General features: G+C 36.8%; 21 protein-coding genes. 1 reads left to right on the top strand and 20 read right to left on the bottom strand.

All coding sequences use genetic code 11. From position 1 onward, the window contains the following. Positions 1-184 precede the first annotated feature (184 nt). The 4 genes from HMPREF1514_RS01525 to ccpA form a co-directional block, all read right to left on the bottom strand. Positions 185-517 carry a hypothetical protein gene (locus HMPREF1514_RS01525; protein WP_037596822.1) on the bottom strand — a complete coding sequence of 111 codons (333 nt, stop codon included), beginning with the start codon at positions 515-517 and terminating at the stop codon, positions 185-187. A gap of 26 nt (positions 518-543) precedes the next feature. Continuing rightward, the gene (locus tag HMPREF1514_RS01520) at positions 544-1,857 is read right to left on the bottom strand and encodes a glycosyltransferase family 4 protein (RefSeq protein ID WP_006268747.1); all 1,314 of its coding nucleotides are present in this window, start codon (positions 1,855-1,857) and stop codon (positions 544-546) included. 1 nt (position 1,858) lies between these two features. Continuing rightward, positions 1,859-2,857, bottom strand: coding sequence for a glycosyltransferase family 4 protein (locus tag HMPREF1514_RS01515; protein ID WP_003068685.1), 999 nt, complete (start codon positions 2,855-2,857; stop codon positions 1,859-1,861). A 91-nt stretch (positions 2,858-2,948) separates the two neighbouring features. Beyond that, complete coding sequence (gene ccpA / locus HMPREF1514_RS01510; protein WP_037596820.1) at positions 2,949-3,953, bottom strand: catabolite control protein A; 1,005 nt, start codon at positions 3,951-3,953, stop codon at positions 2,949-2,951. Positions 3,954-4,217: 264 nt separating this feature from the next. Between ccpA and HMPREF1514_RS01505 the strand changes: the two genes are divergently transcribed. Beyond that, positions 4,218-5,300, top strand: coding sequence for a M24 family metallopeptidase (locus HMPREF1514_RS01505; protein WP_003068682.1), 1,083 nt, complete (start codon positions 4,218-4,220; stop codon positions 5,298-5,300). A 522-nt stretch (positions 5,301-5,822) separates the two neighbouring features. Here HMPREF1514_RS01505 and HMPREF1514_RS01500 read toward each other — a convergent pair. From HMPREF1514_RS01500 to HMPREF1514_RS01425, 16 genes are all read right to left on the bottom strand, one after another. Beyond that, positions 5,823-6,404: a class I SAM-dependent methyltransferase gene (locus tag HMPREF1514_RS01500; RefSeq protein ID WP_037596817.1), complete on the bottom strand. Its 582-nt coding sequence runs from the start codon at positions 6,402-6,404 to the stop codon at positions 5,823-5,825. 259 nt (positions 6,405-6,663) lie between these two features. Next, positions 6,664-7,683: a UDP-glucose 4-epimerase GalE gene (gene galE / locus HMPREF1514_RS01495; RefSeq protein WP_006270663.1), complete on the bottom strand. Its 1,020-nt coding sequence runs from the start codon at positions 7,681-7,683 to the stop codon at positions 6,664-6,666. A gap of 34 nt (positions 7,684-7,717) precedes the next feature. Next, positions 7,718-8,764 (bottom strand): dTDP-glucose 4,6-dehydratase, encoded by a 1,047-nt coding sequence (rfbB, locus tag HMPREF1514_RS01490; protein WP_037596815.1) that lies wholly within the window; start codon positions 8,762-8,764, stop codon positions 7,718-7,720. Between the two features lie 31 nt (positions 8,765-8,795). Beyond that, on the bottom strand, positions 8,796-9,389 hold the full coding sequence (locus tag HMPREF1514_RS01485; protein WP_037596813.1) for a dTDP-4-dehydrorhamnose 3,5-epimerase family protein: 594 nt from the start codon (positions 9,387-9,389) through the stop codon (positions 8,796-8,798). Positions 9,390-9,392: 3 nt separating this feature from the next. Continuing rightward, on the bottom strand, positions 9,393-10,262 hold the full coding sequence (gene rfbA, locus HMPREF1514_RS01480; RefSeq protein ID WP_006268635.1) for a glucose-1-phosphate thymidylyltransferase RfbA: 870 nt from the start codon (positions 10,260-10,262) through the stop codon (positions 9,393-9,395). A 142-nt stretch (positions 10,263-10,404) separates the two neighbouring features. Then, positions 10,405-10,875 carry an 8-oxo-dGTP diphosphatase gene (locus tag HMPREF1514_RS01475; protein WP_037596811.1) on the bottom strand — a complete coding sequence of 157 codons (471 nt, stop codon included), beginning with the start codon at positions 10,873-10,875 and terminating at the stop codon, positions 10,405-10,407. Continuing rightward, positions 10,876-11,973: an NAD(P)/FAD-dependent oxidoreductase gene (locus HMPREF1514_RS01470; protein WP_037596809.1), complete on the bottom strand. Its 1,098-nt coding sequence runs from the start codon at positions 11,971-11,973 to the stop codon at positions 10,876-10,878. It abuts the gene before it with no gap. A gap of 12 nt (positions 11,974-11,985) precedes the next feature. Further along, entirely contained in the window at positions 11,986-12,783 is a 798-nt protein-coding gene (locus HMPREF1514_RS01465) for a Nif3-like dinuclear metal center hexameric protein (RefSeq protein WP_037596807.1), read from the bottom strand. After that, on the bottom strand, positions 12,770-13,459 hold the full coding sequence (locus HMPREF1514_RS01460) for a tRNA (adenine(22)-N(1))-methyltransferase (RefSeq protein ID WP_037596805.1): 690 nt from the start codon (positions 13,457-13,459) through the stop codon (positions 12,770-12,772). Before HMPREF1514_RS01460 ends, HMPREF1514_RS01465 begins: the two co-directional genes overlap by 14 nt. Before the next feature lie 342 nt (positions 13,460-13,801). Continuing rightward, positions 13,802-16,267 carry an LTA synthase family protein gene (locus HMPREF1514_RS01455; protein WP_037596803.1) on the bottom strand — a complete coding sequence of 822 codons (2,466 nt, stop codon included), beginning with the start codon at positions 16,265-16,267 and terminating at the stop codon, positions 13,802-13,804. Next, positions 16,267-17,934, bottom strand: a complete 1,668-nt coding sequence (locus HMPREF1514_RS01450) for a rhamnan synthesis F family protein (RefSeq protein WP_037596801.1) — start codon at positions 17,932-17,934, stop codon at positions 16,267-16,269. The genes HMPREF1514_RS01455 and HMPREF1514_RS01450 overlap by 1 nt, the downstream gene beginning before the upstream one ends. 14 nt (positions 17,935-17,948) lie before the next feature. Continuing rightward, positions 17,949-19,151 (bottom strand): ABC transporter ATP-binding protein, encoded by a 1,203-nt coding sequence (locus HMPREF1514_RS01445; RefSeq protein WP_037596799.1) that lies wholly within the window; start codon positions 19,149-19,151, stop codon positions 17,949-17,951. Beyond that, positions 19,151-19,957, bottom strand: a complete 807-nt coding sequence (locus HMPREF1514_RS01440; RefSeq protein ID WP_037596797.1) for an ABC transporter permease — start codon at positions 19,955-19,957, stop codon at positions 19,151-19,153. Before HMPREF1514_RS01440 ends, HMPREF1514_RS01445 begins: the two co-directional genes overlap by 1 nt. Positions 19,958-19,959: 2 nt before the next feature. Beyond that, positions 19,960-20,895, bottom strand: coding sequence for a glycosyltransferase family 2 protein (locus HMPREF1514_RS01435; RefSeq protein ID WP_037596796.1), 936 nt, complete (start codon positions 20,893-20,895; stop codon positions 19,960-19,962). Next, on the bottom strand, positions 20,892-22,040 hold the full coding sequence (cps2T, locus tag HMPREF1514_RS01430; RefSeq protein ID WP_037596794.1) for a beta 1-4 rhamnosyltransferase Cps2T: 1,149 nt from the start codon (positions 22,038-22,040) through the stop codon (positions 20,892-20,894). Before cps2T ends, HMPREF1514_RS01435 begins: the two co-directional genes overlap by 4 nt. A gap of 185 nt (positions 22,041-22,225) precedes the next feature. Beyond that, positions 22,226-23,473 carry a glycosyltransferase family 4 protein gene (locus HMPREF1514_RS01425; protein WP_037596792.1) on the bottom strand — a complete coding sequence of 416 codons (1,248 nt, stop codon included), beginning with the start codon at positions 23,471-23,473 and terminating at the stop codon, positions 22,226-22,228. Between the last annotated feature and the right edge of the window lie 3 nt (positions 23,474-23,476).

The raw sequence follows: 23,476 nt of genomic DNA, 5'->3' as shown, positions 1-23,476 counted from the left end.
TAACACATTCTCTTCGATAGGGTGTTCTTTTGAATATCAAAAAAGGTCAAGACAAAAGTCTTAGACCATTCATTAAATTTTTATGAAAAGATTCCAAGACACGCTGCAATGATCTTAACTTTTCACTGCTACTGTAGTAACTTCCTAAAGGAGCAAATGTCCAACTGCTTAGTGATCATTTATCTCACTTTCTCCAGCGAAATACTCCATAACCCAGCAGCATCCCCACTAATAAACATATAAAATAAGCCACATGATATAGTAAAATCCATTCACCAAAGGTCAAAATAGTCACAAAGAACATCAACGTCGCTAAAAGCACGAAACGACGAGAAAAACCGTACAAACCTGCATAAATAGCTGCCACAAAGAATGTTGCCAGTGGTGAATAAACAAGAAGATTATTCACCACCAAACTCTTTCGTAACAATTCGTCCATCGGTATCATCTGAACAATGACATCAAATAATAAATAAAAAAAGAGTAATATAGCTAAGAAAGGAAGAGCACGCCGCATTTTCTTACCTCACTGGTCTAGAAGTTTTATTTTAGGTATTTCTGTATATTTTTGATTTGTCGTTTTGAGGCTTTAAATATTCGCGCTGAACCGTTTACAGGAAGAGCAATTGCTTTTTGTGGCAAATGCATAACTGATTGTGCCAACCTCCTGCTGGCTGAAACTTCTGGATACAAGTCATTGTTGAAATCTTTTGAAATAGTCAAATCTAGATAAAATTCATAGACACGACGTCCAAAGTTTTCAGCAGAGATTTCATATAATTTTGCAGCAAAATTCTTTTCATCTAAATCCGGTGTTGCAATAACAGCTTCCAAAATTGCTCCCGCCAAATCACGTTCTTCATAATAAAGCGTTCCAAACATTTTATTGTTGATAACATTGTCTAGATAAGGATTACCATGAGCAATAATCGGAGTGCCACTGGCTAGACTTTCTAAATAAGTCAAACCCTGCGTCTCACTAGTTGAAGCTGAAATAAAGAAGTCCGCCGCTTTATAATACAAGGCTGTCTCACTGGGGGCAATCATACCTGTAAAAATAACTACATCTATAATGTTCAACCGTTTGGCTTGTGCTTTTAAGTCAGACAAATAAGGTCCATCTCCTGCCACTACCAATTTCACATCTGGATTTTCTTCCAAAACAGCCGGCAGAGCAGCTAAAATTGCCTGAATATTCTTTTCATAAGAAACACGCGACAGACTGAGAAGCATGGTTTCATCTTTAGCAATCCCTAATTTGTCTCGCAAATCTGCAATATTTTCAGAAGTAATTTCTGGACGTTCAAATTTAGCCAACTCAATTCCAGTCGGAATAACCCGTTTTTCTACTTTTACTTTGTATTTCATGAGCAAGTCATAAACAATTTCGCTCGGACAAATCACACCATCCAAATCACTCATAAATCCGCGAACAATGTATTTGACCATGCTAGGACGAATAACCATGCCTTTAGCAATATAGCGTACATAATCCTCATACTGTGTATGATAAGTATGAACAACTGGAATTCGCAACTCTTTCGCAATCCAAACACCTAATAGACCTAAAGAAAATTCAGTCTGAGTATGAATAATATCCAATTGATATTGACGTGCAATTTCTAAGGCTGTTGAAAAACCACGATAGGCAATCCGACGATCTTTAAAAGCAAAAAATGGCACACTCGGAATTCGAATAATTTGCCAATCTTCATAGCGATTGACATCCTTATCTGTCGTTGTAAAAATAAAAACAGTATGTCCAAGCTTTTCTAATTCTGTTTTCAAAGTACGAATACTCGTTGCCACTCCAGAAACTTGAGGAAAATAGGTATCCGTAAAAAGACCAATTCGCATGCTACATCTCCAATACTTCTTGATAAGCATCCACAAGTTTATAAGCCACATCATCAATTGAACGACTCTGCGCCACCTTATAGCCAGCTTCTCGCTTATCTACTTTACCATCCAAAATCTTTTGGATAGAGTCTACAAATTCATCTACATTATGCCCCAATTCAGCTGATTGCTCATCAATCCAGCCCTCATATACGGGAATATCTCGCAAAACCACGTGTTGATGACTAGCCAACGCTTCCAACACAACGATTCCTTCCGTCTCTTCATAGCTAGGGAAAAAGAAGAGACTACTGCCGCTCATAGCTCCTTCAAAAACAGCCCCCTTGAAATAACCTGGAAATTCAACATTTTTAGGATGATTAAACAGTACAAGATTTCTGATTTTCCGTGGAATGATCCACTTGTTAATACTTCCCAGCCAAATAAAGCGAACGTCTGGCATTCTGCGTGCTACTTCTACAAAGTCTTCAATCCCTTTGCGTCTGAAATAAAGCCCTGCACAGACGACAACCTTACCACCTTCTTGAATATTAAAATGCTTTCTAAATACCATCTCTTTATGAGGATCTTTTTTATATTTATTGAGATCAATCCCATTAGAAACAGCCACAATTGGTGTTGTCACGCCATAAGCCTGGATTAACTTTTTGGAATACTCCGACGGTGTAATGATAAAATCTGCCATTTGATACATATGTGCTAGATACTTACCAAAAGCAGAAGCAAAAAGATTCGACCCAATAAATGAATTGCGAAAATCCTCCTTAGTCGAATGCCCATGCATAATCACTTTTTTTCCTTGCTTTTTAGCTTTATGCAAAAGTCGCAAACTCCTAGGTCCATAGGTATTGATATGCACCACATCATAATCTCCCGAAGGGTCTGTCGTGTAGGGAATCCCAGCCAAGTCTAGAGCTTTCATCTGATGTTGCAAAGCTCGACCAATACCCGACTTTTCCAAAACGGCCTTGCCTTCTAAATAAAGTAATACTTTCATGTCTTCTATTATACCCAAAAGATGGAAAAAATTAAACCAAGAAGGTCAATGCATTATAAAAGCAAAAGAAAAAGACCTTGCGGTCTCTCCCTTACTTCCTTGTTGAACGGCGCTCAATAAGACCATGAGCTAACACCACTTCACGTTCTTCCAACTCTTCCTTGTGCATAATCTTAGTCAACATGCGCATACTAATCGCACCAAGATCGTACAAAGGTTGTCCAATTGTCGTCAAATTCGGACGAGTAAAACGTGCTACCTGCGAATCATCACTAGTAATGATTTCAAAATCTTCTGGTATATTTACATCTTTGTCTGATAAGCCATTTAACAATCCAGCTGCCAGTTCATCGCCAGTCACAAAGGCCGCTGTCGCTTTAGAAGCAATGACACGCTCTGCCAATTGATAGCCATCCTCATAGCTGTATTTAGACTCAAAGACAAGCCCTTCACTATAAGAAAGTTTTGCTTTTTTCAACGCTTCTTTGTAACCAATCAAACGAATCTTACCATTTATATCATCTACCAAAGGTCCACTCACAAAAGCAATTTTTTTATTGTTTTTAGTGAGGTGCTCTACTGCATCCATAGTTGCTTGTTTGTAATCAATATTAACACTTGGCAACTGATGTTCCACGTCAACCGTTCCTGCAAGTACAACCGGCGTCCTTGAACGAGAAAACTCAGAACGAATCTTTTCTGTTAGATGATATCCCATAAAGATAATGCCGTCCACTTGTTTTGAGAACAAGGTATTGACAACAGAAACTTCCTTGTCATCATCCTCATCACTATTTGCCAAAACAATATTATATTTATACATCTCTGCGATGTCATCAATTCCTTTCGCAAGCGTTGCAAAATAACTGCTTGTAATGTTTGGAATGACAACTCCTACTGTTGTCGTTTTCTTACTGGCAAGTCCACGAGCAACTGCATTTGGTCGATAGTCAAGGCGGTCAATGACTTCCAAGACCTTTTTTCTTGTATTTTCCTTTACATTTTTATTGCCGTTTACGACACGGCTAACGGTCGCCATTGAAACTCCCGCTTCACGGGCGACATCATAAATCGTTACAGTATCGTCTGTGTTCATAAATTATCCTTTCTATTATTGAAAATATCGTTTTCACATTCCTACCAAAATCATTTTATCACTTATTGGAAACACTTTCAAGCATTTTGATAACTTTTTGAAAAATCTTGTTCTTTCGGTAACTTCTTAGCAATTTTATCCATTATTTTACAAGAAAAATTTACTTAATTGATAAAATCTCTGAAGTATTAAAAAAGTTATCATTCTACCCTTGCTTTTTGCTCTATTTTTTGCAAAAATAGAGCATAGAAAGAAGGTAATAGAATGACAAAAATAAATCAAATTATTTCTTATCTGGAAACAGAAAAAGCAGACGTTGCTGTCGTTTCTGATCCTGTCACGATCAATTATTTAACAGGATTTTATAGCGACCCTCATGAACGCCAAATGTTTCTTTTTATTTTCACAAATCATGAACCGCTGCTCTTTGTTCCTGCTCTTGAGGTAGAACGAGCTAGTGCGATTGTTAATTTTAAGGTTGTCGGTTATGTTGACTCGGAAAACCCTTGGAAAAAAATCAAAGCAGCCTTGCCAGCGGGCAGTTTCCGAAACACTGCTGTTGAATTTGATAACTTGATTTTGACCAAATACAATGGATTACACACCGTTTTCGAACAAGCTGAATTTACCAATTTAACGCCTTACATCAATCGTATGCGCCTCATCAAATCCGCCGACGAAATTAAGAAAATGTTTGTCGCAGGAGAATACGCGGATAAAGCTGTCAGCATTGGTTTTGATACTATTTCTCTCGATAAGACAGAAACAGATATCATTGCTCAAATTGATTTCGGTATCAAGCAACTTGGCTATGAGATGAGTTTCGAAACGATGGTTTTGACAGGCAATAATGCTGCTAATCCGCATGGCATTCCAGGTGCTAACAAAGTAGAAAACAATGCACTTCTTCTGTTTGACTTGGGTTGTATGGTCAACGGTTATGCCAGCGATATGACACGAACAGTTGCTGTTGGGAAACCAGATCAATTTAAAAAGGAGATTTACAATCTAACACTTGAAGCTCAACGGGCTGCTCTAGACTTTATCAAACCAGGTGTAACCGCTCATGAAGTCGATCGTGCTGCTCGCACGGTCATTGAAAAAGCCGGTTATGGAGAATATTTCAATCATCGTTTGGGGCATGGTATCGGTATGAGTGTTCACGAATTTCCATCTATCATGGAAGGTAACGACATGGTTATCGAAGAAGGTATGTGCTTCTCTGTCGAACCAGGAATTTACATTCCAGAAAAAGTCGGTGTCCGTATCGAAGACTGTGGTCATGTCACAAAAAATGGCTTTGAAGTCTTTACAAGCACAAGCAAAGATTTACTCTATTTTGATTAAATGCTAAAATTAGGCTTGGTATAATAAAGTAACTACAAATTAAGTGGAAACGCAGAAATATTTTACCACGAAAAATGTTCAATAAAGCTTGCAATCTAACGGTTATTGACCTTATCTTAGAAGAAGTTTGACCTGTACAAACACCCTTGGGTGTTCATCCGACCAGCTTATATCGTTAAGCTCAAGAATATAAGAAATATAGAGAAAGTGCGTTCCCAAATTATGGGAGCGCACTTTGTTCTGCTCAATATGAAATTAAATAACTTGAAAACTCAAAAAATAAAGATGTACTATTCTAGTAGAATGCTTCCAGTTTAATGAAAAAGTGTCAGTCTGATATGCGTCGAAAAAATCTTGTGACAATACCTTCATAAACCCATAAATCCTTTATATATTGATACTTATTATAATATAAACAACTGATAGGGGCAGTAACTACTGTAAAATCCGAGAATATTTTTCACACTGAACTTATAAAGTAAAAGAAAATCAAAGTCTACAAAAAAAGATTTTTGTTCAATTCTATATTTTTTGTGCTAATGTCAAGAAAAGCTCCGCATAATTTCCTAAAAAGAGTTTATCTGCACTATAAATAATCTGAGATTGGACTGATGAGAAACCGCTTTGAGACAGTTTTCCTTCCAAATCAACAAGATGAAAACCATGATGATTTGTATCTGTTTTGACAAAATCAGCAATAAAAAGTTGTCCGTCATCAGCAAGATGATTTCTAAACACATTCAAAGTTTCTTCAATATTTGACATATGATGAAGAACACGACTGACTAAAATGATGTCAAACAATTGATTTAATGGAGTTGACAGTAAATCCTGCCGCAATAAATGAACGTTATTAATGGCTTGCTTCTTTACTTTTAGATGAGCCTGCTCAAGCATTTTGTCAGAAATATCAACAAGCATGACTGACTTGGATTGAGTTGCCAATGGCAGGCTCACCAATCCGGTACCACCGCCAAAATCTAAAATATGCTTGTCAGAAAAATCTACAACTTGCTTTTCCAACTCTTGACGAATGAGATTGGCAATAAATCTATTTTGGGGAGAATCAAATGATTCTGCTTTATGATTAAAATTATGTTCCATACTTTTAGTTTAACAGAAAGTAAGTCATTCTTCCAGAAAAATGCTTAACTGGTTTTCTAATTTCTTAGTAAATTCATTTTGAAATTACTATCAGCTTATCATTCATACAAGCTTCCTAAAAAAAATAGCAAGCTCTTTCCCAAATCTCAAAGCAATAGGTTGAGCAATCAGCTACTATGCGTCAGGCTTATTTCTATTAAAAAGCGAGGTTGAGAAACCATTATCCCGACCTCGCTTACTAGTTGAAATATCCTTTTATTTAGTCATCAAACCCATTTGGATGTTTGCTTTGCCAATGCCAAGCGTCTTGGCACATACGCGTAATATCAAATTGTGCTTCCCAACCTAATTCCTCTTTTGCTTTTGTAGAGTCAGCATAACAAATGGCAATATCGCCAGGACGACGGTCAACAATTTTATAAGGAATTGGCTTACCTACTGCTTTTTCCATATTCTGAATGATTTCTAATACAGAATATCCTTTACCAGTTCCAAGATTGTAGATATTCATTCCTGCATCTCCTTCAAGTTTTGAAAGAGCTGCGACATGTCCTTTTGCTAAATCCACCACGTGAATATAATCACGCACACCGGTACCGTCAACTGTTGGATAGTCATTACCAAATACTTGAACTTCTTTTAATTTTCCAACTGCAACCTGTGTCACGTATGGCAAAAGATTATTTGGAATGCCATTTGGGTTTTCGCCCAGATCACCGCTTTCATGCGCACCAATTGGGTTGAAGTAACGAAGCAAAACAATATTCCAGTTTGAATCAGCTTTGTAAATATCTGTCAGCATTTCCTCAATCATTAGTTTTGTACGTCCGTAAGGATTCGTGACTGAAAGCGGGAAATCTTCCAAGATTGGAACAGTCTGCGGATCACCATAAACTGTTGCAGAAGAGCTAAAAATAATATTTTTGCACTTAACTTCTTCCATGACACGCAACAATGTCAATGTTCCTGTAATGTTGTTTTCGTAATATGTTAGCGGAATCTGTGTTGATTCACCGACTGCTTTCAAGGCTGCAAAATGAATAACTCCTGTCGGTTGTTCGTCTTTAAAAATTTCAAGTAAAGCCTTCTTGTCACGAATGTCTACTTGGTAAAATGGAACTTTTTGACCAACAATTCGTTCTACAACTTCTACACTTTTTTTACTGCTGTTCACTAGATTATCAACAATAACAACTTCGTGTCCAGCATTAACTAACTCAATAACGGTGTGAGTTCCGATAAATCCCGCTCCACCTGTTACTAAAATTTTATGTTTCATGATTCTCCTTTAAAGACAAAGCTTCAATACTAGGTTATTTCAACACTTTTTGAGTCTTAGCATAGTTAGCTTCGACAGCTTCTTTTTCAGCTTTCCACCAATCTTGGTGGTCTGTATACCATTTTATAGTTTCTTTCAAACCAGCTTCAAAGTTAGTAAATTCAGGTTTCCAGCCAAGTTCATTACGCAACTTACTAGCATCAATAGCATAGCGCAAATCGTGTCCAGCACGGTCTGTTACACGATCGTAAGCATCAGCCGGTTGTCCCATTTCTTTGAGAATGAGCTCTAGCACTTCTTTGTTGTTCTTCTCACCATCTGCACCGATTAAGTAGGTTTCACCGATACGGCCTTTTGTCAAAATAGTCCAAACCCCTGATGAGTGATCATTCGTGTGAATCCAATCACGCACGTTCTTACCTTCGCCATAAAGTTTTGGACGAATACCTGAGAGGATATTGGTTATTTGGCGCGGAATAAATTTTTCGATGTGTTGATATGGTCCATAGTTATTTGAACAATTAGAAATAGTTGCCTTGACACCGAAAGAGCGTACCCAAGCTTTGACAATCAAGTCAGAAGCTGCCTTGGTTGACGAATAAGGTGAACTTGGATTGTACTTCGTTTCTGGTGTGAATTTTTCACCCAGTCCTTCACCGTGACCTGGAAGATCTTCACGAAGAGGAAGGTCTCCGTAAACTTCGTCAGTCGACACATGGTGGAAACGAATGTCGTATTTACGAGCTGCTTCTAAGAGTGTGTATGTGCCTACAAAGTTGGTGAAGATAAATGGGGATGGATCTTTGAGAGAATTGTCATTATGACTTTCGGCTGCATAGTGAACAATTGCATCCGCATTCTTAACTACTTGATCAACAATTGCTGCATCTGCAATATCTCCCACAACTAACTCCACGCGATCACCTAGAATTTCTTCAATGTTAGCTCGATTACCAGCATAAGTTAGCTTATCCAGAACCGTGATATGCACATCTGGAAAGTTATTATAGACATAATGGACAAAGTTAGAGCCGATGAATCCTGCTCCACCTGTCACTACAATATTTTTATATTCAGTCATGAAAAGATTTTCTCCTATTTTTCTGAGGGCATTATAACATATCTTTGGTCAAAGGCTTAACATCCTTAAGCATTGGATGATTCTTATCTGCTTCAGAGACTTCTGCTTGGTCAAGATTTTCCCATTTAATTTCAAGAATAGGGTCAGCATAGTTGACAAAGGCATACTTAGGCTTCAATTCCAATGCCCAGTAATCATTGACCAAATAACTATAAGAAACCGTATCTGACAATACTTGGAAGCCATTTGCTACACCGCGAGGAACGAAAATTCCCTTGCTGGCATCAATGACCGTTTGGTAGGTATTTCCGAATGTCTCTCCTTCACGCAAATCAACCCAAGAACCAAGAACTTTACCGCCATCTGCGACAGAAATATACTTATCCCAAGGTTCTGCATGAAGACCACGGAGAACATTTTTACGAGAAAAACTGACATTGTTTTGCAATTTCCCTTCTGCAAAAAAGCTTTCTGGAAAACCAAGTGGCACCATTTTTTCTTTTTGAAAGTTTTCTTTGAACCAGCCACGGTTGTCCCCATGAACTGGAATGTCAAATTCCAGCATGCCAGGAATAGCTTCAATCTTATGGGCTGCTAATTTTTTTTCAAAAAATTGTTCAGACATGTCTTATTCTTCTCCAATCAAACGCAATAAGTAATGACCGTATTCGTTCTTTTTAAGCGATTGTGCCAAATCATGCACTTGTTCTTTGGTAATATACCCCATACGGTAGGCAATTTCTTCTAAGTTTGCTACTTGAACATTTTGCATACGTTGGACGGTTTCAATATATTGAGCAGCTTCTAACAAGCTCTCGTGTGTACCAGTGTCTAACCAAGCAAAACCTCGTCCCATCAGCTCAACAGACAAATCACCGCGGTCTAAGTAAGCCTTATTGACATCAGTGATTTCCAGCTCTCCACGTGGGCTAGGTTTGATATTTTTAGCAATTTCTACTACGTCATTGTCATAGAAATAAAGTCCTGTAACTGCGTAGTTAGAACGGGGTTGTTCTGGTTTTTCTTCGATAGAGATCGCATTCATATTTTCATCAAATTCAACCACACCGAAACGTTCTGGATCTTTCACTTGATAACCAAAAACAGTAGCTCCCTTTCCTTTAGAAGCAGCTTTTTGCAACATTTTGCTAAGGCCTGGACCATGATAAATATTATCACCTAAAATCAAAGCCACATGGTCATCGCCGATAAAGTCAGCACCGATAATAAAGGCTTGAGCCAAGCCATCTGGACTTGGTTGCTCAGCATAAGAAAGTCTGATACCAAACTCCGATCCATCACCCAACAAGTCCTCAAAGCGAGGGAGATCTGTCGGTGTTGAGATAATCAAGATGTCCTTGATACCAGCCAGCATGAGGGTTGATAGCGGATAATAAATCATGGGTTTATCATAAACCGGCATGAGTTGTTTAGATGCAGCTCTAGTCAAAGGATACAAACGTGTACCAGAGCCGCCTGCAAGAATAATACCTTTCATAATGAGTTTCCTCTCTTAATGTATTCTCTTTATTTTACCATTTTTGAAAGCGGATGTCACTTTTTACTTAAAAACTAAAATTTGAAAGCACACTCCTGTAAGAGTTTCTTGGATTTACATTTAACCTAAAATCATTGCTAACTCAGTCATACAATATCGTCTTGGTTTCTTTGATACAATGATGCTCTTCATCCCAATAGTGAATACACTCAAAGGATCCTTTGCGCCAGTACAAAGAAAGCCTATCCCTGATATCATCCTGCATAGATATTGAATCCAGTTCATCAATTGACCACCATTTTGGCTGACCTTCTCGTGATTTTGTTAGTAGTTCTCCTTCAAAATTCTCACATAGAAAATCATAATAGACATAACGCTCTGCTTTTGTCGGATTGGTAAAACCTGAAATGCCTTTAAGCTGTAAATTCAAAGCTATCAATCCTGTTTCCTCTTTCAACTCTCGCACAGCTGCTTCAAAAAAAGATTCTGGAAACTCAACTTTCCCACCTGGTTGAATCCAGCCTTTAAAATCATCATGCTGGCGGTTAAGCAAAAGAACTTTGTCCCCTTTTTTCACACAAATATTAACCCAATTTAAAATTTTTTCTGTCATCTATTTCTCTGTCTTAATGTATCTTTCAATAGGATAATCCGCTGGATTTAAGCTACCGCTTTTTCCCTGAACCATCTGAGCTAAATGATAACCGATAAGAGGACCTGTCGTCAAACCAGAAGAGCCTAAACCACTGGCTGCAAATACTTGCGAAAGATCTGGCATCTGACCAAAAAAGGGAGAAAAGTCACTGGTATAGGCTCGAATTCCGACCCGTTCGCTCACCACTTTTGCCTGAGACAAGCTAGGAAAATAGTAGAGAGCTTCCTGCTCCATTTCATCCAGCATAGCCTGATCTACTTTGAGGTCATAGCCCATTTCATTTTCGTGCGTAGCTCCCATACTAATTTTGCCATTTTGAAAAGGAATAATATCTAGCTCTCCTTCTGGCATGACAACTGGATAATCATTTGTCATCAGACCAGTCTGATAATCTCGTAATTGCCCTTTTTGTGGACGAATATCCACTTGATAACCTAGTGGTTTCAACAGCTCAGGCAACCACGCTCCTGTTGCCAATATAACTTGATCAAAACAAGAACGATTAACCCAGCAAGCATCATCTCGAATGTCCAAACTTACTTTCTTTTGAATTACTTCTGCACCACTAGCCGCAAGCAGAATCTGAGTCAATAAAGAACCTTCCACGCGTGCTCCTCCAGAAGCATAGAGCAGCCGGTCAAAACCTTGAAGCCCCGGAAAGTACTCCGTTGCTTCCGCTCGTGAAAATAACTGCAAGTTACCAATTAGTTGCGACTCATGCCGCCGTTGGTTTGCTAACTCATAGAGCGTCTCCAGACTCTTCTCTTTTTTCTTCAATAAAAAGACGCCAGTTTGCTGATAAAACTTCGTTGCAAAACCGTCCTTCTGTAAATCAGCTATCAAATCCAGATAAAAATCTGCTCCCAGTCGTGCCATACGATACCACGCTTTATTACGCCGTTTGGAAAACCATGGGCTGATAATACCAGCTGCTGCCTTGGTTGCCTGACCTATTCCATGATCAAAAATGGTCACCTGAAAGATAGAATTTTTCGATAGATAATAAGCAGCAGTCGATCCGACAATCCCTGCTCCGATAATCGCTACTTTTTTCATACAATTTCCTACTTAGATATGTTTAAACGGATTTGTAGAAACCTGACTGGCTAAAAATTCAACTTCCCAGCCCTCTTCTACTTTCCAGTCTTGAAACTTTTTAACTAATTTTTCCACAAAGAGCACTTCTATATGGTGGCCCGGATCCAAAGCTAAAAGACCATCGCTTAACATATCTTGTGCTGTATGGTAGTAAATATCGCCCGTAATATAAACTTGTGCTCCCTTAGCAAATGCCTCTTTGTACAAGGATTGACCACTGCCACCACAGATCGCTACTTTCTCAATCATTCTCTCCAGATCCACAACCGAATAAGTCACCAAACGCAGGCTATCCAAATCAAAAACTTCCTTAATCTTGATTGCAAATTCTCCGAAAGTCTGAGGTGCGATTTTACCAATACGACCAATACCGTGCCCGGGAGCCGTTTCGCTGAGATAATCCGTATCGGTGATTTCCAGTAGATCACAGAACCAGTCATTAAGACCATCATCTACAATATCAATATTGGTATGGCTGACATAAACTGCAATATCATACTTAATCAGATCGATGTAAATCTGATTCTGAGATCGCTCCGCCACCAAATCTTTAATAGGACGAAAAATTGGAGCATGCTTAACCAAAATCAAATCCACTTCCTTTTCAATCGCCTCTGCAACTGTCTGCTCGCGGATATCCAATGCCACCAGCACCCGCTTAACTTCCTTATTCAGAGTTCCAATTTGCAATCCTCGAACATCTCCCTCCTCGGATAAGTCCTGAGGGCAGTAAGCTTCATAACGATTAATAAAATCACTCGCCAGCATGGAGCACCTCCTTGATTTGGTTGATTTTTTGGGACATAGCAGAGCGTTCTGCCAGATTTTTCATCGGAATTTTAGCCAGAGCTTTTTCTAGCTTATCTGCTTCCCGCTGCCATCTATCTTGAAAAATAGCCGACTGCTTTCTCATCAGATATGGTCCAAAACGTTCTTGATCAGCATTCAACACTTGCTTCCCCTGCTCAGCTATTATGATCTCGTAGAATTTCCCATTTTCTTCCACAAGAGTCTCCTCAATAATTTGAAAATCATGACCACACAACCACCTGCGAAGTTCATCTTCCCGATTGTTAGGCTGAAGAATCAGACGCTTAACAGATGCCAATTTCGCGCTGCCATTGGCTAAAATATCTGCTATCAATCGTCCTCCCATCCCTGCAATGATAATAACATCAATCTGATCTTTTTCATCAAAAGCTGCCAGACCATTTGCCAAGCGGACAGAAATTTTATCGGACAATTCATTGTCCGACACATTGGCAACTGCAGATTGATAAGGCCCATCAACAACTTCGCCAGCAATAGCCGACACAATTCGTCTCTGCTGCATTAAATAAATAGGCAAATAAGCATGATCACTCCCTACATCCAAAATTTTAGCACCCAGTGGAACAAAACTAGCCACTTTCCCCAATCGCTTTGAGATATTCTTTACTTGCATAACAACTCATTTCTAACATAATTGTTTTATTTTAGTATATCATTTTTAAAGAACTAAAAAAAGAACTTACCCCAAGGAATCAATCATCCACTTGTCAAGCCAAACGGAAGAAACTTTGTGATTATGTCCACCTTGCAGTACAGAGAAAACACCTATTCAAATTAGATATTGTCTGAATTCATATAACTATGACAGACCATAAAAAATTAAAGACTTGACCTCTATGTGCATAGGAGTCAAGTCTTATTAACTAGTATAATTTTCGTCTATTTTAGATGGAGATTGATAATGGTTGGCTTTTTCCAACCAATGATGTAATTCCAAAACCACATATTACAACTTTTATTCACTACGTACTTTGAAAAAATTCTTTGACAAATAGCCTTTGCCAGCCACCATATCATACTGAATTAGTTTTAGGTCTGTTGCAATTTGCTGCCCTTCTACATCTAAATCTTTTTTATCAACACTAGCCTTGTGCAAAACTTCTGTTAATAAAGCATAATAAGGGGACACTTTTGAATTCGTCTGTTCTAAAAGCAGCGCTGTGAAATCACTCGAATTTACAACAGGATAGTTTAACTTAGGAGTATCGTAATTACTCCAGACAAAATAATCTGTTAAATATTGACTATCTGGGTTATTTTTGAAAGCTGACTGTGGATAAAGCCCTGGTAAATGATCTCCGTAAAAAACAACTGTAATCTTTTTGTTTATTTTTGAAAGTTGAGCCAAAAAGTCTTTTGTAGCAATGTCTGTGTGATGCAACATCCTAACATAGTTGGACAAAGTTTGATTGTCAGCATCAGAAAAACCAGCATAATTAGCAGATATAGTCACAGGATTGGGCTCTGTCCAAGGCATATGATTTTGCATTGTCATGACAGAAAAGAACTGACTTTGGTTTTCCTTCAAATTCTTTAAGACTTGGTCATATGTTGTTTTATCACTATAATTGCCGCCAATGTTCTCCCCCTTCAACCCTTTGGTTCCATAATGGATAAATTTATTAAATCCTAAATCATTATAGATAATATTTCTGGAATAGTTACTTGGCGAAGCTAAGTGGATAACTGTACGATTCTTTCGATTATAAAAATCACTGATTGATGGAAATTTGTTCATTCCAGGCACTACTTCTGTGTAAATGACGGAAATTGACGGAGAGAGGTTGTAGAAGGGAAGCCCTGTCAGTGTTTGAAATTCCATATTGGCAGTACCGCCGCCATAGCCATCTGATTTCATTAAGCCACTTGTAGTTTGATTTTTAATTTCTTGAATATTGGGAATTGGATTTTCTGACATTGTAACCCCTTCAACACGAGCAGGATCAGAAAAACTTTCACTCAGGAGATAGATTACTGTCTGGTTTTCAATTTTCTCAATTCTGGATTGATTATAATTTGCAGCAATCTGCTTATATTTTTCCTCTAAATTTTTAATTGTTTTTTTGGAATATTGTTTAGGACGTGTCATAGTAGTATCTGACAACTGAGCAAACCACACAAATGCTAAAGAACGGATTTGCGAATTGACAGTATTTCCAAACCATGTTAAATCATGATAATTGTTTAAGATAGAGACTACTGGGATATTTTCAGTAATTTTCCCATCCTTTTTAGAAGAAAACACCTGAAACAGCCCTAAGTAAAAAATAATTGGCAAGACAAGCAAAATCATACGATATTTTGTGCTTAGAATCATTTTATTTGGTAGAATCTTTTTTCTAAAAATCCAATAAAGAAATCCGAGAAGCAACAAAGCCAGAATAACATAAATAATATAATGACCATTAAGAAAATCAAGTAATATTTTTGGATTTCGTAGCCACACGAGGTCACTCGGTAAAATCGGTTCCTGGCGGTATTGAAATTTTAAAGAACTAGCAATGGAACTCCCTACTCCTACTGTTAAAATGAGCATAGTCGGTAGAAGAAATCTATTAAAAATCACATATAGCCAAACGAAAGTTATAAAAAAGATAATAATTTGAAACAGACTAGCTCCTGCAAATAAGCGAAGGTCTAAAACCGATATATCCCCTCTAATACTATTTTGTATTGTATAGTTAAATATCATAGCAAAAACGGCGCTAAATAGAACAGTAACGGAAACACTGTTTTTATTTTTGTAGAGATCTCTCATTCCTTTTACTGCTAAAAAACTAAGCACAGAACCAATCGCAAATATCAAGAATATTAGACTAGTGAGCGAAAAAACAAATAATTCATTTATCTGAAGTTTCTCTTCATAAAATTTACTTAAAAATCCTGTCTTTGTAATAACATTCAAAAATTTATTATCAGAAAAGACAAGGGATAACAAGAATTGAGCTAAAAGTAAATCTTCTATCCTGTTTGAATTGCTTTCATCAATGTGTAATCCTTCAAAAGTAGTCCATCTCTTTAATTTAAAAACCAATTTATACAGAACAACCATGACGGTAATTACAAATAATACTGGTAAAAAATATAGCTGTAAAAAATGATTTTGAAATATTTTTTCAACTTTAAATGACGGATCATTAACATTTCTAGTCACTTGCAGTAAATAAGAAAAACTAGTGTATAAAAAATAAATAATAATAGCCCAACTTATCAGTTTCTTATACAACAAATTAGAAATAAGAAAACTAATACCAAATAATAAAAGACTAGATAGTAAAATTTCTACTCCTAAAAAAGGATAAGTCATTATATTAGTATGACTGCTTAATGCCATACTAATATTCACAATAGTCACATCAAGCATCAAAAAGCTAATCAGAATAAAACTAATTTGCTCAAAATTTTTTCGTAAAAATTTCATTATACTTCCTTACCAATGAATCTAGCAAGTCGTTTTACAATACTTTTTCTATCTTTTAAAGTTTCTTGCTGTTTCACTAATTGATTATTTAAATATTGCAAATCTAATAATGATGGATATGACTGTGATAAAGGCATGATTTGAAAATCATAATTTTTGTCCCAAACAACATACACCAGTAAATTTTCTAAAATAGTTGATTTCTCCTGAAGCGAATAACAACTCAAGTTCTCCAAACGCATTTTAAAGAAAGGCTCTAAGGCTTCATACTTAAACCACATAAAGCCACCGTAGACTCTCGTCAGAGTTGCTGTATCAGTAAATGTAAATGATTTGCGACAAGATAATGTTTTCCAGATTTTCCCCATCTCTTCTTTAAGAGGCTCCTGATAAAATAAACCATTTCGGACTATGCTTGGAAGGTCAGGTAGGATAAGACCCAAATCAGAACAATGTTTCAAAGCATGGAGACTATTGCTGGAATTTTCAATCATCATATCCAATAATTCGCTTCGCATCCACTCATCCAAATCAACCGTTTCAGTAACCAAAGTATGAGTAGATAGATGACCAATATATTGGTATGCTTTTAATTGTTCAGCTTGAGCAAACATGGCTAATAAAGGGTGCTGCTCTTGCGTTAATACTATTTGACTTTTGCCAGAAATCCCATTTACATCATAACTGAGTTGCTTAGCTATCTTTTGATCAGGTGTTGTTAGTAAATACTCAAATTGAGGAAATAGATTCACAAATTTAGGGATAAATTGCTCAAAAATTGTCAAATTTGTCACATGAATATGTAGTACAACATCTTTAGGAATAGAAATTGCTTCCTTAGGCTGTCTAAGAAGCTTCCCTTTTAAAAGATAAGGAGCATCTGGAAAAAAATATTCACGCATATGCTCAATGATCAACGAAACAGGATAAGAAGAAGTTGCTTTTATCTTCTCTAAAAGATAGGCAACTAAAAATGGATTGCCATCAATAGCTTTTACTTTTAAAAAGGGAACTTTCTTTTCAAGAATAGTTTGTGGTTTATAATAAGAAAAGTCAGGATGCACCAGCCCTCCTGCTTCTTCTCGGCGAGTATCATAGAATGTCTGATAATAAAAGCCTTCTTTTTGAAAATACATCGTAAACTGTGTCTCGTATTGATCTATAACACTCTGAACATCTGTAAATTCTTGTATTTGTGACCAAAACCTTTGAAAAACCTCTGTTTCAAGCATAGACTGTTTAAACGATACAAAATAACTTTGTAAGTGCTCTTTAAAATATTTTGTCTTTCGGAAATTCGTCATTCCCCAGAAATCAACTATCTGATTTGCTTCCATATCTTCATATATTTTTTGCAAATCCCATAGGGGACCAAAACAAGTATCATTCATAATGGTAAGAGAATCATAGCCTTGTATTTTGTCAAAGCCAATGAACTGCATCCCATCACGCCAAGCTGCAAAATCAAATCCGGTATTGTCTCGCTCAATCACGATATCAATATTTAATTCTTTTTGCAACTTAGTCTTGTCATCTTTTTCTAAAGGGCTATTTGAAATAAAGACAACCGTAGAAAATAACGGTTTTATCTGTTTTAATTGGTAAAATACATGATCACTCACTTGATGTAGTTTGTTAAAATGAGTATACAGTAGTATTCGCTCCATAGAATCACCTTATTCTATTGTGAAATTATCCAACTTCCATTCCGCTGGATCAAGCCAGTCGCAGAGTCTTTTGCTGATATGTCATCATCAGAAATATCTTTACGATTGATAAGGATAATGGGAGTATTCTTTGAATTGGCAAAAGCAAGGATTTGATCATGATGGTCTCGGACTGATACTTGCAATTTAAGCTTGATATCATTTACTTCAGCAAGTGAACAAGTATATACAAATCTCTTCTCGCCTTTTCCATTTGTCATATCATCAAAAGAATTATCATTGTAAATCCAAATACTGCGGTCAATATCAGTCAAAGAAAAAGCGATATAAGTCGGAATATCTTGTTTTACCTGATACGAAATTTCAAATTTGATTTCTTGATTCGGAGTTATTTGTGCAGGAGTCAAGAGTTCAACCTTTAAATCAGAGATAGCTTCATGCTCTGCAGTAAAGTCGTCATTTAAGGCTTTTTTCTGGCTGGCATTATCAAGACTATACTGGTTTGCAACATCATCCGGTGCACCGACCACTTTGATTAGCCCGTCTTCAATCAAAACTGCTTTATTGCAATATTTTTTCACTGCATTCATGTCATGGGTTACTAGGATAGTGGTTTTTCCAGATTTTTTGCGTTCCATAAAATAATCATTGCACTTGCGTTGAAAAGCTTCATCACCCACTGCTAACACTTCATCAAGAATGAGAATATCTCCCTGAGCTTTAATAGCAACCGAAAAAGCTAAACGGACTTGCATTCCGCTAGAATAATTTTTCAGTTTCTGATTCATGAATTCTTCAAGTTCTGCAAATTCAACAATATCATCATACATAGTGTCTATCTCTTCGGTAGAAAATCCAAGCATGGCACCATTCATATAGACATTTTCTCTACCTGTTAGCTCAGGATTGAAACCAACTCCTAGCTCAATAAAGGAAACTAGCTTTCCATCAATAGTCACCGTTCCCTTCTCAGGAACATAAATCTCTGAAATAATTTTCAAAAGCGTCGACTTACCAGAACCATTTCGACCAACAATCCCAAAGAAATCACCTTTTTCAACTTCAAAGGAAATATCTTTTAACACATGTTGCTCTTTATAACCCTTGATTCCTTTAAAACGATTGACCAAACTAGTCCTTAAACTTTGAGTTGCTTCTGTTGGCAAACGAAAAAATTTACTAACATGATCAATTTTTACTGCAATATTATTCGACATTATAAAATCTCCGCAAACCTCTTAGCATTTTTATTAAAAATATATAGACCAAAGACAAAAATTAAAACTGGCAACACATAAGGAAACGCTGCAATCCAAGGGGTGTTAATCAAATCCCAACCTCTCATACTTCCAGAATAAACCACAAAATGTCGCAAATCCTGAATAATCTGTGCCAAAGGATTGAGCATCATCAATTTAGCGATAGTTACTTGTCCACGCTGAAGAATAAATGTTAAAGAGTAAATAATAGGCGTTGCGTACATACCAGCCTGCAATACAACTTCCCAAATCGGACCAATATCCCGATATTTAACAAATAGAGTAGATAACGCCAAAGAAACTCCTGTAGCCATTAAAATCAATTCCACAAACAAAGGAATAACAATCAACCAACCTGCATTTATAGAAACTCCATTAATCAGAGCAAATACAAAGACTACTAAAATATTTATTGCATAGTTAATAGCTGCACCGGCAATGGCTGAAAAAACGATAATTGATTTAGAGAAATTTAATTTTCTCAGCAAATCTCCACGTGAAACAATCGATAGCATTCCCATATTGGTAGCTTCTGTAAAGAAACTCCAAGTTACCATTCCTAGCAACAATCCTACTGCATAATGGGGAGTTCCATCGTCAAATTTCAAAAATCGAACAAATACTAAATACATAATTGTAAATAGCATAAAAGGTTTCAAAATGGACCATAAATGCCCAATCAAACTTCCTTGATACCGTAATTTAAAATCTGTTTTAATCATCTCGCGTAAGAGAATCATATTTTTTCGACTAAATAAGTCCATTATTACTCCTTATAAGCAAATTTTGTGAGAATCAAAGTGGTGAAGACAAAAGTATGGAAAGCACGATTTTTTCGGAAGCCATATTTCCGTAGACGCTTATATCGTTCTGTCAAAGGTACTTCCATAATCGTTACAAAATTTTCTATAATTTCTTTATTAGCAGGGCTCAATGATAACTCCAATAAGTTTTTTGCTTGTTTTTGACTCGCTTGGATGAGATTCCAATATTTTGCAAAGAGGATATGCGGGCGAATCCAATTTTGCATTCTTTTTCTGAGTGTTCTTGCACCTAAAACATTATTTGAATGTTGCCGATACAATTCACTTGGTCGATCTATATAGACTAAGTGGCCAAAGGCTGCTGCCAGCAAAGCCAAATACCAGTCGTGCATGAGTAAGTCATACTCCTCCTGCCCAGTCCATAAGTCAGCCAGAGCTTGATTAATCATGGAAACACCACCAGTCACCGTATTTTCTGTTATTTCCTGAAGCAATTCTGTATTTGCATGATCCGACTGTGTTCGAATCATACTTTCATGTACGACATTTAACTCTTGATCAACAACTTTTAAATCCGTGTAAACCAATAAAGGCTGATTATCATCATATTTAATCGCTTCTTCTAGCTGCATTTCTACTTTCTCAGGCAACCAAACATCATCCTGGTCACTAAAAAAGTAGACATCTGACATTTGATGTTTCAAAAGATGAAAGAAACTTTTGATAACACCAAGATTTTCAACGCTATCAGGATTGACAAAATGAATGCGATTATCTTTTTGACAAAAATCTTGAATAATCTCACGCGTCCTGTCCTTAGATCCGTCATCTCGAATTAACAGCTGCCAGTCTGTATAGGTCTGTTGCCTAATGCTCTCAATTTGTTCTGCTAAAAACCGCTCACCATTGTAGGTGGACATGAGAATCGTCACTTTCATGATAAAAATAATTCCTCGTATTCACCCACAATTTTTTCCCAGGTGTAGTTTTCTTTCATATTTTCTTTGGCAGCTTGACCTTGGTCTGAAAAGTCGGACTGTTTATCTACCTGATGAAGGAGATCAACTAGGCTATCTTCTTTCTTATCCCAGTAAAGAACTGTTTCTTTTGCCACTTGTTGATTAAAGTCAACACCCAGCACTAAATTCAAATCTGTCTGAGCTAGCGCCTCTAACAGTCCAGGATTGGTTCCTCCGACTTCGTGACCATGAATATAAGCAAAAGCTTGATTGCGAATATACTTCAATAAATCTTGATCATAAATGGTTCCAACAAACTTAATTCGTTCATCTTGGTCAAAATTTGTTTTTTGTCGTAGTTCTTCAAAATAAGCACTGCCTTGATGATTGCAGACAATCAATAAATCTCGTTGCGTCTGTGACTTCATAAACTCACGAATGATAATTTCATAGTTATTTTCTGGAACAAAACGTCCAACAATCAAATAATAGCTTTTTTCCTTACTTGCCCATGTGTCAAAAAAGTGTCGGACTTTTTCATCTTGAACAGTTAAAGACGACAAGCGCAAATCTGTTCCATAAGCGATAAAAGTCGTTTTAGACCATGGATAGGACTTTTTGATATAGGTTTCAATTCCTTGATTGTCCGAAATGACTAAATCGGCATGTTTAGTCATCATTTTCTCAGAATATTTAAGATAATTTTGAACGGACTTGGACCACTTAGTTCGTTTCCATTCAAGTCCATCAGGATTGATATACAAGACACCACCAGCATGATGAATTTTTCGAGCAAAAGGTGCGATAAAAGCTCCAATTGTATTCCCTAAAATATAAAAAATCGGTTGATCAATTTTTTGATTTTTCACTAACTTCAAAGCATAGTTAATTGCCATCATATCATAGGCAATAACGCGAGCTGGACCAAGTTTTGGTGCTTTAATCGTAAAACAATCTACGCCTTTGTAATCAAAATGATGATAAGCTTCATCATCTGATAAACAAGCCACATGATACTGAATCTGTGATGAAATTTGATGTTCAACCAAATTTTCTACAAAAGTCTCAAATCCACCGTACTTTGCAGGAAGACCACGACTTCCAATAATGAATACATGTTGCATGATTTTCCTCATTTCAAGATTTTGCAATCTAATCTATTATATCACTTTATAAATCGTTTGTGTAATACAATAAATAAAAAGGCGGTTAAAACAGCCAATAGTATGAACTAGAATACTGATTTATCCGTCTTTTTCTGATGCGATACCAAAAAACTCAAACAGAATGATTTTATCATCCTGACCCTCTACTCTTTTAGGATTAAACACAATTTTTTCTTTAATTTTTTCAAAAAAGAACTTGTAGGATAAGCAGAAACAGATGACTCAAATAAAAATTTCAGGTGATACAAGGAATTTCCATCAGTAAATGTCAGGTTTTCAATCCGGTCCAATATCTCATGATAAACTTCCTGAACAGTATAAAGGCTGCGAATCTTTTCTAGATTAGCTAAAGAATTTTCTTTTAACTGTTCAAATGAATCCAAAGCTTCTTTTATTCGCTCAGTGAGAATTTCCACATTTCCCGATGGATATAGCTGCCCTTCTTCAAAAATTTCATAAGCCGACAAATGACCCAAATTATCCGAGATAATGACTGGAATTCCGTTCATGATAGCTTCAATATAAACCAAACCAAAAGTTTCCATAGCTGAAGGGAAGACAGCAAGATCTGCTGCTGTCACTTCTTCCCAAGGCTGGTCTCTATGACCTAAAAAATGAATATTTTTAAGGTTCTTTTCTGCTATGTAAGTCTCACATTTTTTCTTATATTCTTCATCCCAAGCACCAATAAAAATCAACTCTGGACTAGGATGAGGTAACTTACCATAAGCTTTAATCAATTCTAATTGGTTTTTCCGTTCAGTTAAGCGACCAACGGACACAATGCGACGTTTTGCTGCAGCTTTTCCCTTAATTCCAGTAGGAACAATTTGTGTAAAAGGCGCAAAAGATAAGATACTCTGCTTGGGTAGCAATTCTTTCAGCTGCTTTTTTAGAGCGCCTCTTACAGCAAAAATTTCCTGTGAGTAATCAGTTATGAAAGTTAATTTTTCTTTATAATAGCCAAACTCTCCATTAGGAAACTCATGAATCAGCCAAAAATGCGGAATATTCTCACAGGCTGCTGCAACTGCTCCTTGAAACATATTAACTGTATTCGTAATGACCAATTCAATTTGTTTGTCTATAATGATTTTCCTAAGTGCAGCAATATTTTCCTGATAGGATATAACTCTTTCGTTATGAGTTCCTGCTAAACCACCCGGTGCATCTTCCCACCACCACTTAACAGATGGCAAAGCTAGTGTTTCGATACCTTTTTTAGCAAGTTTTGCCATATAATCCTGCTGAACTGACACATGGTAGTCGGGAATAGCATTGATGACGGTATGGCCCGTTTGCACTAGATATTCCATCAAATGAACAATTGATATTTCTGCACCATTGTCTAGTGTTCCTGTTGGGGAAATAAATAATATAGTTTTTTTCATAGC

It is taken from the genome of Streptococcus sp. AS20 (assembly GCF_000524255.1).
Classification (GTDB): domain Bacteria; phylum Bacillota; class Bacilli; order Lactobacillales; family Streptococcaceae; genus Streptococcus; species Streptococcus constellatus.
Note: the sequence above shows the minus strand (reverse complement) of the source record. Positions and strands in the feature narration are given on the sequence as shown.

Bases quoted from the DNA above. Each gene is read 5' to 3' on its own strand.
- HMPREF1514_RS01470 (WP_037596809.1), bottom strand. From the start codon at position 11,973: ATGAAAAAAGTAGCGATTATCGGAGCAGGGATTGTCGGATCGACTGCT.
- HMPREF1514_RS01505 (WP_003068682.1), top strand. From the start codon at position 4,218: ATGACAAAAATAAATCAAATTATTTCTTATCTGGAAACAGAAAAAGCA.
- ccpA (WP_037596820.1), bottom strand. From the start codon at position 3,953: ATGAACACAGACGATACTGTAACGATTTATGATGTCGCCCGTGAAGCG.
- HMPREF1514_RS01515 (WP_003068685.1), bottom strand. From the start codon at position 2,857: ATGAAAGTATTACTTTATTTAGAAGGCAAGGCCGTTTTGGAAAAGTCG.
- rfbB (WP_037596815.1), bottom strand. From the start codon at position 8,764: ATGACTGAATATAAAAATATTGTAGTGACAGGTGGAGCAGGATTCATC.
- HMPREF1514_RS01440 (WP_037596797.1), bottom strand. From the start codon at position 19,957: ATGGACTTATTTAGTCGAAAAAATATGATTCTCTTACGCGAGATGATT.
- HMPREF1514_RS01500 (WP_037596817.1), bottom strand. From the start codon at position 6,404: ATGGAACATAATTTTAATCATAAAGCAGAATCATTTGATTCTCCCCAA.
- HMPREF1514_RS01455 (WP_037596803.1), bottom strand. From the start codon at position 16,267: ATGAAATTTTTACGAAAAAATTTTGAGCAAATTAGTTTTATTCTGATT.
- HMPREF1514_RS01485 (WP_037596813.1), bottom strand. From the start codon at position 9,389: ATGTCTGAACAATTTTTTGAAAAAAAATTAGCAGCCCATAAGATTGAA.
- HMPREF1514_RS01520 (WP_006268747.1), bottom strand. From the start codon at position 1,857: ATGCGAATTGGTCTTTTTACGGATACCTATTTTCCTCAAGTTTCTGGA.
- cps2T (WP_037596794.1), bottom strand. From the start codon at position 22,040: ATGCAACATGTATTCATTATTGGAAGTCGTGGTCTTCCTGCAAAGTAC.
- HMPREF1514_RS01460 (WP_037596805.1), bottom strand. From the start codon at position 13,459: ATGCAAGTAAAGAATATCTCAAAGCGATTGGGGAAAGTGGCTAGTTTT.
- HMPREF1514_RS01445 (WP_037596799.1), bottom strand. From the start codon at position 19,151: ATGTCGAATAATATTGCAGTAAAAATTGATCATGTTAGTAAATTTTTT.
- HMPREF1514_RS01475 (WP_037596811.1), bottom strand. From the start codon at position 10,875: ATGACAGAAAAAATTTTAAATTGGGTTAATATTTGTGTGAAAAAAGGG.
- rfbA (WP_006268635.1), bottom strand. From the start codon at position 10,262: ATGAAAGGTATTATTCTTGCAGGCGGCTCTGGTACACGTTTGTATCCT.
- HMPREF1514_RS01465 (WP_037596807.1), bottom strand. From the start codon at position 12,783: ATGCTGGCGAGTGATTTTATTAATCGTTATGAAGCTTACTGCCCTCAG.
- galE (WP_006270663.1), bottom strand. From the start codon at position 7,683: ATGAAACATAAAATTTTAGTAACAGGTGGAGCGGGATTTATCGGAACT.
- HMPREF1514_RS01435 (WP_037596796.1), bottom strand. From the start codon at position 20,895: ATGAAAGTGACGATTCTCATGTCCACCTACAATGGTGAGCGGTTTTTA.
- HMPREF1514_RS01525 (WP_037596822.1), bottom strand. From the start codon at position 517: ATGCGGCGTGCTCTTCCTTTCTTAGCTATATTACTCTTTTTTTATTTA.
- HMPREF1514_RS01450 (WP_037596801.1), bottom strand. From the start codon at position 17,934: ATGGAGCGAATACTACTGTATACTCATTTTAACAAACTACATCAAGTG.
- HMPREF1514_RS01425 (WP_037596792.1), bottom strand. From the start codon at position 23,473: ATGAAAAAAACTATATTATTTATTTCCCCAACAGGAACACTAGACAAT.